General features: G+C 70.8%; 11 protein-coding genes. 10 read left to right on the top strand and 1 reads right to left on the bottom strand.

What is annotated here, in order from left to right; genetic code table 11:
- Position 1 precedes the first annotated feature (1 nt).
- The 8 genes from VGL30_RS16125 to VGL30_RS16160 all read left to right on the top strand — a co-directional run bounded on the left by VGL30_RS16125 (position 2) and on the right by VGL30_RS16160 (position 5633).
- Positions 2-1414 carry an efflux transporter outer membrane subunit gene (locus tag VGL30_RS16125; RefSeq protein WP_331541040.1) on the top strand — a complete coding sequence of 471 codons (1413 nt, stop codon included), beginning with the start codon at positions 2-4 and terminating at the stop codon, positions 1412-1414.
- Positions 1415-1645: 231 nt separating this feature from the next.
- On the top strand, positions 1646-1780 hold the full coding sequence (locus tag VGL30_RS16130) for a hypothetical protein (protein ID WP_331541041.1): 135 nt from the start codon (positions 1646-1648) through the stop codon (positions 1778-1780).
- A 95-nt stretch (positions 1781-1875) separates the two neighbouring features.
- A complete protein-coding gene (locus tag VGL30_RS16135) occupies positions 1876-2130 on the top strand; it encodes a hypothetical protein (RefSeq protein WP_331541042.1) in 255 nt (84 codons plus the stop codon).
- A 108-nt stretch (positions 2131-2238) separates the two neighbouring features.
- Complete coding sequence (locus VGL30_RS16140; RefSeq protein WP_331541043.1) at positions 2239-2442, top strand: hypothetical protein; 204 nt, start codon at positions 2239-2241, stop codon at positions 2440-2442.
- Positions 2443-2454: 12 nt separating this feature from the next.
- The gene (locus VGL30_RS16145) at positions 2455-2580 is read left to right on the top strand and encodes a hypothetical protein (RefSeq protein WP_331541044.1); all 126 of its coding nucleotides are present in this window, start codon (positions 2455-2457) and stop codon (positions 2578-2580) included.
- A 241-nt stretch (positions 2581-2821) separates the two neighbouring features.
- Positions 2822-3628 (top strand): transglutaminase family protein, encoded by an 807-nt coding sequence (locus tag VGL30_RS16150; RefSeq protein ID WP_331541045.1) that lies wholly within the window; start codon positions 2822-2824, stop codon positions 3626-3628.
- 313 nt (positions 3629-3941) lie between these two features.
- Positions 3942-4142, top strand: coding sequence for a hypothetical protein (locus VGL30_RS16155; protein ID WP_331541046.1), 201 nt, complete (start codon positions 3942-3944; stop codon positions 4140-4142).
- A gap of 231 nt (positions 4143-4373) precedes the next feature.
- Positions 4374-5633: an MFS transporter gene (locus VGL30_RS16160; protein ID WP_331541047.1), complete on the top strand. Its 1260-nt coding sequence runs from the start codon at positions 4374-4376 to the stop codon at positions 5631-5633.
- Between the two features lie 85 nt (positions 5634-5718).
- Here VGL30_RS16160 and VGL30_RS16165 read toward each other — a convergent pair whose 3' ends face one another.
- Positions 5719-6156: a CBS domain-containing protein gene (locus VGL30_RS16165; RefSeq protein ID WP_331541048.1), complete on the bottom strand. Its 438-nt coding sequence runs from the start codon at positions 6154-6156 to the stop codon at positions 5719-5721.
- A gap of 197 nt (positions 6157-6353) precedes the next feature.
- Between VGL30_RS16165 and VGL30_RS16170 the strand changes: the two genes are divergently transcribed.
- Positions 6354-6785 carry a DUF2147 domain-containing protein gene (locus tag VGL30_RS16170; RefSeq protein ID WP_331541049.1) on the top strand — a complete coding sequence of 144 codons (432 nt, stop codon included), beginning with the start codon at positions 6354-6356 and terminating at the stop codon, positions 6783-6785.
- A 195-nt stretch (positions 6786-6980) separates the two neighbouring features.
- Positions 6981-7883 (top strand): CDP-alcohol phosphatidyltransferase family protein, encoded by a 903-nt coding sequence (locus tag VGL30_RS16175; protein ID WP_331541050.1) that lies wholly within the window; start codon positions 6981-6983, stop codon positions 7881-7883.
- The last annotated feature ends 178 nt before the right edge of the window (positions 7884-8061 follow it).

Below are 8061 nucleotides of genomic sequence, written 5' to 3' on the forward strand. Positions count from 1 at the left end.
CATGCTGCGCCGCGCGCTCCTCCTCGTGGCCGCCGCCGCGCTTTCGGCCTGCACGCTGGCGCCCCGGTACGAGCGCCCCGCCCTGCCCGTCGCCCAGGCCTGGCCGCAAGGGTCCGCCCCGCCGGCCGGGCCCAGCGCCGCCGACCTGCCCTGGCGCCAGGCGTTCCAGGACGAGAAGCTGCAGGGCCTGGTCGAGCTGGCCCTGCAGCAGAACCGCGACCTGCGGGTGGCGGTGGCCAACATCGAGCGGGCCCGCGCGCTCTATCGCGTGCAGCGCGCCGAGCTGTTCCCGGCCATCGACGCAACGGGCGCGGAAACGCGCATCCACACGCCCCGCAACCTGACCGGCGTAGGCCAGTCGGTCGACACCGAGCAGTACAGCGCCTCCGTCGGCTTCGCGGCCTACGAGCTCGACCTGTTCGGCCGGGTGCGCAGCCTGAACGCCGCCGCCCTGCAGAGCTATTTCTCGGTGGTCGAGAACCGCCGCGCCGCGCAGATCAGCCTGATCGCCGAAGTGGCCGCCGACTATGCGGCGCTGGCGGCCGACCAGGACGTGCTGGCGGTGATCCAGGAGACGCTGAACAGCCGCGAGGAAGGCTCGCGGCTGATCCGCAGCCGCTTCGAGGCCGGCGCCAGCTCGGGCCTCGACCTCAGCCAGGCCGAGACCCTGACAGAACAGGCGCGCAGCGACGCGGCGGCCGCCGCCGCCCGCGTGGCCCAGGACCGCAACGCCCTCGAGTTGGTGGTGGGCGCGCCGCTGCCGGCCGCGCTGCTGCCGCAGGGCGGGTTGAAGGACATCCGCCTGGCGGCCGACCTGCCGCCGGGACTTCCCTCCGACGTGCTGGTCCGGCGACCCGACGTGCTGGCCGCCGAGCGCACCTTGCGGGCGCGCAACGCCGACATCGGCGCGGCGCGGGCGGCCTTCCTGCCGCGCATCAGCCTGACCGGCTCGCTCGGGACCGCCAGCCCCGACCTCGACGGCCTCTTCCAGGCCGGCACGCGGGCCTGGAGCTTCACGCCGCAGGTCTCGCTGCCGTTGTTCAGCGGCGGCGCCAACCTGGCCAACCTTTCGGTCGCCAAGGCCGACCGCCGGATCGCCGTCGCCCAGTACGAAAAGGCCATCCAGACGGCGTTCCGCGAAGTGGCCGACGCCCTCGCCGTCCACGCCACCATCCGCGACCGGGTCGCAGCTCAGGGGCGCCTGCTCCTGCAGGCGGCAGAAGCCCAGCGCCTGGTCCAGGCGCGCTACGACCGCGGGGTGGACAGCTACCTGGCCCTGCTCGACGCCCAGCGCACGCTCTACGCGGCCCGCCAGTCGCTGATCGGGGCGCAACTGACCGACGCCCTCAACCGGATCGACCTCTACAAGAGCGTGGGCGGCGGGGCGGACCCGGAGCCGGCCCCGGCCCCCTGAAGCCCCGCCGGACGAACAAGCCCGGCATCCCCGGAGTCCCCGGTGCGGACCCTGCTGGACCGGCCGGCGGCGGCCGGTCCAGGTGGAATGCGTCCTTGATCCGCCCGTCGCGTCGCGCGAGTTTGCGCAGATGGATCGAACGCCCGCCCTCGCCGTTGATTGATGATGGCGGTCCGGCCCACGGTCCTTGAGCGCGCATTCGAGCTTGCCAGATCGGGAGACTGCGCAGGCGTGCAGGACATCCGTCACAAGCTGCGCGCCGAGGGCCACCTCAACGCCGAGGCGCAGCTCTATGGGCGCAGCCTGCTCACCCAGCTGAAAAAGATCTGCGACGAGGCGCGGGCGAGGCGCGCGAGCGAGGGTTGAACGTCGCCGGAGCGACGGAGCGCCCGGTCCCACGGAGCGATTGTCCGTCCCAGCCGTTCCGCTGCCGCAGCGGCTGTACGCTGGCGGAGAAGTGCATGGTCCAACGTCCCACCACCCTCGAGCGCGCCTTCGAACTCGCCAGGTCGGGCGACCATGCCAGCCCTGAGACCCTGCGGCGCCAGCTGGCCGCGGAAGGTTATCACGACGCACGCGCCCAGGTCAGCGGGCGGAGCCTGCGTGGGCAGCTGATGCGGCTCTGCGCCGAGGCCATGGCGAACAAGCCCGCGAACGATCCGGCGTCGCCCCCGGCCCTCCAGCTGCCGATTACGGTCGGCGGCGGCTCGCAATGACCGGGTTCAACCGCTATATTGCTGATGCGCCGTCGGGCGTGTGCCGCCGCCGAAGCGGTTGATCCCCTCCGACGCGGCGCGGATCCGAGACGACAGGCCGGCGCCGCCATGCTCGATCGCCAGTTGAGAGCCGACGACTATCGCGCCCGTGCGAACGCCGCCTGCGAGACTGCGCTGATCTGCAGCTTGCCGCGGGTGCGGGCGCAATACGAGGCGGCGGCGTCCACCTGGAGAGCCCTGGCCGAGGCCGAGGAACATTCGCTGCTGCAGTCGGAGGCCCGTCGCCGCCGGCTCCCCCATCCCACCGCATAAAAGGACCTCGCCATGGCCAAGAGTCAGAAAAGATCGAGCCGCGAACCCCGCAAGCCCAAGCAGCCGGCGTCCAAGGCCGCGGTCGCTCCGCACCCGTTCCTGCAGAACGCCGGCGGGGGCGCGGGCAAGAAGAAGTAGGCGAAGGCGAGCTCCGCACCCCTGCATCTCCGCGCCTGCATACAAAAGCCACAACGGGCGCCGGCCCTGTCGGCGCGATACGCGGAACCTGGGCTAAATGCCCGTCTCGCCTTGTGTTTCGCTGCGGCGGCGCCATGTGTGACGGACAGCTGGCGCCGGCATCCGCGCCGCACGTGCGATGTCGTCAGCGGCCGTCGCGCCCCGGTCGTCGTTGCGGGCCGCGCGGATGTGGGAGAGCCGCATGCGCATCCACACCGGATTTGAAATCGCCTACGACTGCCCGGCGCCCACGCTGCTGATGCTGTGCCTGAGCGTGCATCCCACCCGCCGCGCCGCGCTGGAGACGCCCGACGTCCTGCTCACGGCGCCCTATGTCCCGGTGCGGCAATACATCGACGGCTTCGGCAACATCTGCAGCCGGGTGATGGCGCCGGCCGGGCGGTTCGTGCTCTCGGCCGACTTCATCATCCACGACTCCGGCCAGGTCGACGACTTCGCGCCGTCGGCTGCGGAGACCCCGGTCGAGTATCTGCCCGACGACGTGCTGGTCTACCTGCTGGGCAGCCGCTACTGCGAGACCGACAAGCTCAGCGACATCGCTTGGTCGCTGTTCGCGCACACGACCCCCGGCTGGGCGAGGGTGCAGACGATCACCGACTTCGTGCACAACCACATCGTCTTCGGCTACGAGCACGCCCGGCCGACGAAGGGCGCCCACGAGGCCTATGTGGAGCGGACCGGCGTGTGCCGCGACTACGCCCACCTGGCGGTCGCCTTCTGCCGGGCCATGAACATCCCGGCCCGCTACTGCACGGGCTACCTCGGCGACATCGGCGTCCCGATCGTCGGCGAGATGGACTTCAGCGCCTGGTTCGAGGTCTACCTCGACGGGCGGTGGTACGCCTTCGACGCCCGTAACAACCGGCCGCGGATCGGACGGGTGCTGATCGCGCGCGGCCGCGACGCCACCGACGTCGCGATCTCCAACGCCTTCGGCGAGGCGACCCTGGTCGGTTTCAAGGTGGTGAGCGAGGACCTGCCGACATAGGCCGGCCGGCCCGGCGCCGCGTCCTCGGCGTTGTTTCGCGCCCGCCGACGACCGAACGCAGCTATTCTGCAGGCAAAGCCCCATATAGAGCAGGCTGGTGGCCGCCCCGCGCTTTCCGCGGAGTCCGTCGGCCCGGAAGGACGTCATGTCTAAATTCCCCCTCGCTCCCTTGCCCCGCAACTCGACCCTGAACGATCCGAGATCGACCGGGGGGACGGGAAAGTTCGTCCTGAGGGATCCGCGCTCGACGCGTCCATGGTCGAGGCATCACCTGAGCGACCCCCGGTCCACCGGCTCACGCGGCGGCTGATGCGTGGAAAGTCCGGCCGAAATCACCGACCGATGGCGTTACCTGCGTGATTTGCTGATCGAGCAGTTGAGCCGCTTCGAGCGGGGCGTGCTGCACATCCACTCCAACGACGAGGACGTCAGCGCCGACGCCATCGCCAAGCTGAAGCAGAACATCCTGGACTTCGACACCCTGATTTCGAGGAGCGAAGCCCGGGACGGCTGAGCCTGGCGAACGAAGGTTACGGGGGCTCGTCCCGCAGGCGTCCGCCCAGGGCGGCGGCCACGCTGGGCGGGACCCCGACCTCACGTTCACGAGCAACAGGCGGCTTGTCGACCTGCAGTCGACACCAGCGCCGGCCCGGTCTTCGAGCTGATCGGCCGGCCGCGCATCCTCCGCTGCAGGACGCAGCCGTTGCGTCGTGACCGCGCATCGTCCAGCGGCTAAGCCTGCGGCGTGTTCGACGCCCTGACCCTCAAGCCGCCCGCGGTCATCATCGCCGCGCGCGCCGTCCGCGCCTTTGGCGACGGCTTCACGGCGCTGCTCCTGCCGGCCTACCTGAGCGCGCTCGGCCTGAGCCCCCTGCAGATCGGGCTGGTGGTCACCTTCACCCTGCTGGGCTCCGCGGTCTTCACCCTTGGGGTGGGCCTGCTGGCGCATCATGCGCGGGTGAGGTCCCTGCTCGCCGCGTCCTGCGCGCTGATGCTGCTGACGGGCCTCGCTTTCTCCCAGGCGCGCGCGTTCTGGCCCCTGGCGGTGGTCGGCTTCCTCGGAACCCTGAACCCCTCCGGCGGAGACGTGAGCCTGTTCCTGCCGCTCGAGCACGCGCTGCTCGCCCACGCGGGAACGTCCCAGGCGCGGACGAGGCTGTTCGCACGCTACAGCCTCGCCGGGTCGGTCATGGTCGCCTGCGGCGCCCTTGCCGTCCGGGCCGTCGATCCGCTGGGCCGGGGGCTGGGGCTGGGACCGCTTTCGATGATGCAGGGTCTGTTCGTCCTGTACGGCCTGCTGGCGATCCCCGCCCTGGCGCTTTATGCGCGGCTGCCCTCCGGCCGGGACGTGCAGGAGCCCCCGCGCGCGCCGCTGCGCCAGTCCCGCCGGCCCGTCCTCAGGCTGGCCGCGCTGTTCAGCCTGGACTCGTTCGGCGGCGGGTTCGTGGTGCAGCCGATGCTGGTCCTATGGCTGTTCGAGCGGTTCGGACTGTCCCTGGCGACGGCCGGGGCCTTCTTCTTCTGGGCGGGCCTCCTGACGGCGGCCTCGATGCTGGTGGCCAGCCCCCTGGCGCGGCGGTTCGGACTGGTGAACACCATGGTGTTCACCCACATCCCCGCGAACGTCTGCCTGGTGGGGGCGGCCTTCGCCCCGACGCTGCCCGTGGCGCTCGGGCTGCTGCTCGTCCGGGCGGCGCTGTCGAGCTTGGACGTGCCGGCCCGGACGTCGTACGTGATGGCCATCGTGTCTCCGGCCGAGCGCGCCGCGGCCGCTGGCGTCACCAACGTCCCGCGCAGCCTGGCGGCCGCGATCAGCCCCAGCCTGGCGGGCTCCATGCTGGCGGCAAGCCCGTTCGGCCTGCCGCTGGTGCTGGGCGGCGCCCTGAAGATCGCCTACGACCTGACGCTCCTGGGCCTGTTCCGTGCGGTCAAGCCGCCCGAGGAAGCGACGCCGTCGTCCGCCGACCCCTCCGGGGGCCGGCGCGACCGGGCCGCAGACGCATAGGTCCCCCGGACGCGCCGGGGCCGCCCAATCTGCCCTGGTCATCGAACCCAGCGAGGGTCCCGGCGCGCGCGGTCTGGTCGGGCCGTCAATGCCGCGTCTGCGAATGCTCCCCGCCCGGCCTGGCGATGTCGCGCAGGGCCCTGCCGGCGGGCGCCGACGCGCCGCCCGTCGCCAGGTCGCTCAGCGAGACGATGCCGACCAGCCGCTTGTCGCGGCTGAGAACCGGCAGCCGCCGCAGCTGAAGCTCGCCCATGGTCCGCAGGACGTCGTCGATGTCGTCGTCCTCGAAGCAATACCTCACCTCGGCGCTCATGACGTCGCGGATACTGGTGTTCGGCGCCTTGCCTTCGGCGACCCCGCGGACGGCGATGTCGCGGTCGGTGATCACGCCCACCAGGCGGTCGTTCTCGCCTACCGGCAGCACGCCGGCGTCGCAGTCGGCCATCATCTTCGCCGCGTCGCAGATCGTCTCCTGGGGATTGGCGATCGTCACGTCGCGGGTCATGCACTCGCTCACACGCATCTGGGTCTCCTTGGAAGGAAGCGCGGTCCTTGGACACCTGCCGCCGCTTCCCATGGAGAACCAACGCCTCCCGGCGGCTGTTCCGCCCGATCTGGAGAGCCGGAGACCCCGACCTGCGTTCGAGGCCTGCGCTTCGCCGTCTATTCACGGCGCATTTTACCTGTAGAACAGCGACCGAACGTCCCCCGGGGAACATGATGGCGCGTCGTCTTGCTTTCGGCAGCCTGGCTTTGGCGGCGGCTCTATTTTCGGACGGCTCCCTGCAGGCGGAGACAACAGCCGGCGCCACAGTCGAGGGGATCTGGCGGAACCCGAAGAATTCAGTTCACGTGGAAATCCGTCCCTGTGGCCAGGCCGAGTGCGGGGTGGTCATCTGGGCGAGCCCAAAAGCGGTGGCGGACGCCCGCCGCGGCGGCACGAAGGAGCTTGTCGGCGTAGAACTCTTCAGCGGCTTTGTGCGGAACCAGGACGGAAGCTGGAAAGGCAAGGTGTTCGTGCCGGACCTGAACGGGACCTTTACCGGCACCGCCGTGTTGATGGACGAGAGAACCTTGCGCGCCCACGGTTGTCTCCTGGCGAGGATCTTCTGCAAATCGCAGCTCTGGAGGCGGGTCGAGGAGGAAGGCTGACGCTGGGCGGGGCCGCTGGTCCTCGGCCTGTCCGTCGATGGCCGCGCGGATTTCCGACGGGATTTCCCTCAGATGGTGCGCGTTCGTCCATTGCGTGCGAATGACGTCATCGATGAACGGCGCCCCCAACGACTCGCCCGAAACCCGGCCCCTCTCCGGCCGGCGTCAGCCCGGCCGCGCGGCGCCGCGACAGCCATGGTAGAAGCGACGTCCACCGAGCTCCAGGGCGGAAAGCCGCAGGAGATCGAGCTCTGGTCGAACCGCCGGCTCATACACCCCCTGTCCCGGCGGCTCGCCGAAGCGCTCCGCTCCACCCCGGTCACGCCGAATGCGGTCTCCTGCATGGGCGTCGGGGCTTCCGCTGCGGCGGCGGCCTGCTACTGGGGCCTGTCCTGGCCGGCGTCGGTGGCGGCGGGGTTCCTTTGCCAGATCGCCTGGCACGTCCTCGACGGCGCCGACGGCGAGCTGGCGCGCCGGACGGGACGCAGTTCGCCGTCGGGCGAAGTGGTGGACGGCGTCTGTGACTATCTCGGCCAGTTCGTCCTCTACAGCGCCCTCGTCCTGATCCTCGCGAGGAGCTTGCACGGCTGGGCCTGGGCGCTGGGGCTCGCCTCGGGGCTGGCCAGGGTGCTGCAGGCCAACAGCTACGAAAGCCGGCGGCGGAACTACCAGTACTGGGCATGCGGCCGGGGCTGGCTGAAGCAAAGCCTGGGCGCGGGCTCGCGGGCCGCGCCGCGCGGCTGGATGGCCGCGCTCGCGGCCGCGTACCTGGCGCTGTCCGAGCGGGTCGCCGGGTCGTGCGCGGAACTGGATGCGGCCCTGAGCGAGCGGCTCCGCCAGGGAGCGGACGTCGAACGGCGGACCCGCCTCCTCTACCGCCGCATCCAGGCGCCGGCCGTCAACGCGGCCGCGCCGCTCTCCGCCAACGCCCGCACGATCGCCATCGGCGTCAGCATGCTCGCTGGCACGCCGCTCTATTTCTTCGTCTATGAAAGTGTCGGCTTGAGCTTGTTTTTGCTGTGGTCCTTACGATTGCAGGCGCAGGCGGACAGGGCGCTGCTCGCGGCCCTCGGCGCATCGCACGAACCGCCGGAGTGACCGCCCCGCCGTCCTTTCGCCGGTTCAGACGATCCAGCCGGCCTGGACCGAATAGGCATGGGCTCCGACGTTGGTGAAGGCGGCGTTTTCGGGGGTGGTCAGGCCGTCGAGGGTGATGGAGTTGAGGTAGAGGGTGCGGTTGGCGTTGGCGGGATAGCCGTCGAAGCCGTTGACGAAG

Origin of the sequence: Phenylobacterium sp., from assembly GCF_036502675.1 — a bacterium.
In the GTDB taxonomy this organism is placed as follows: domain Bacteria; phylum Pseudomonadota; class Alphaproteobacteria; order Caulobacterales; family Caulobacteraceae; genus Phenylobacterium.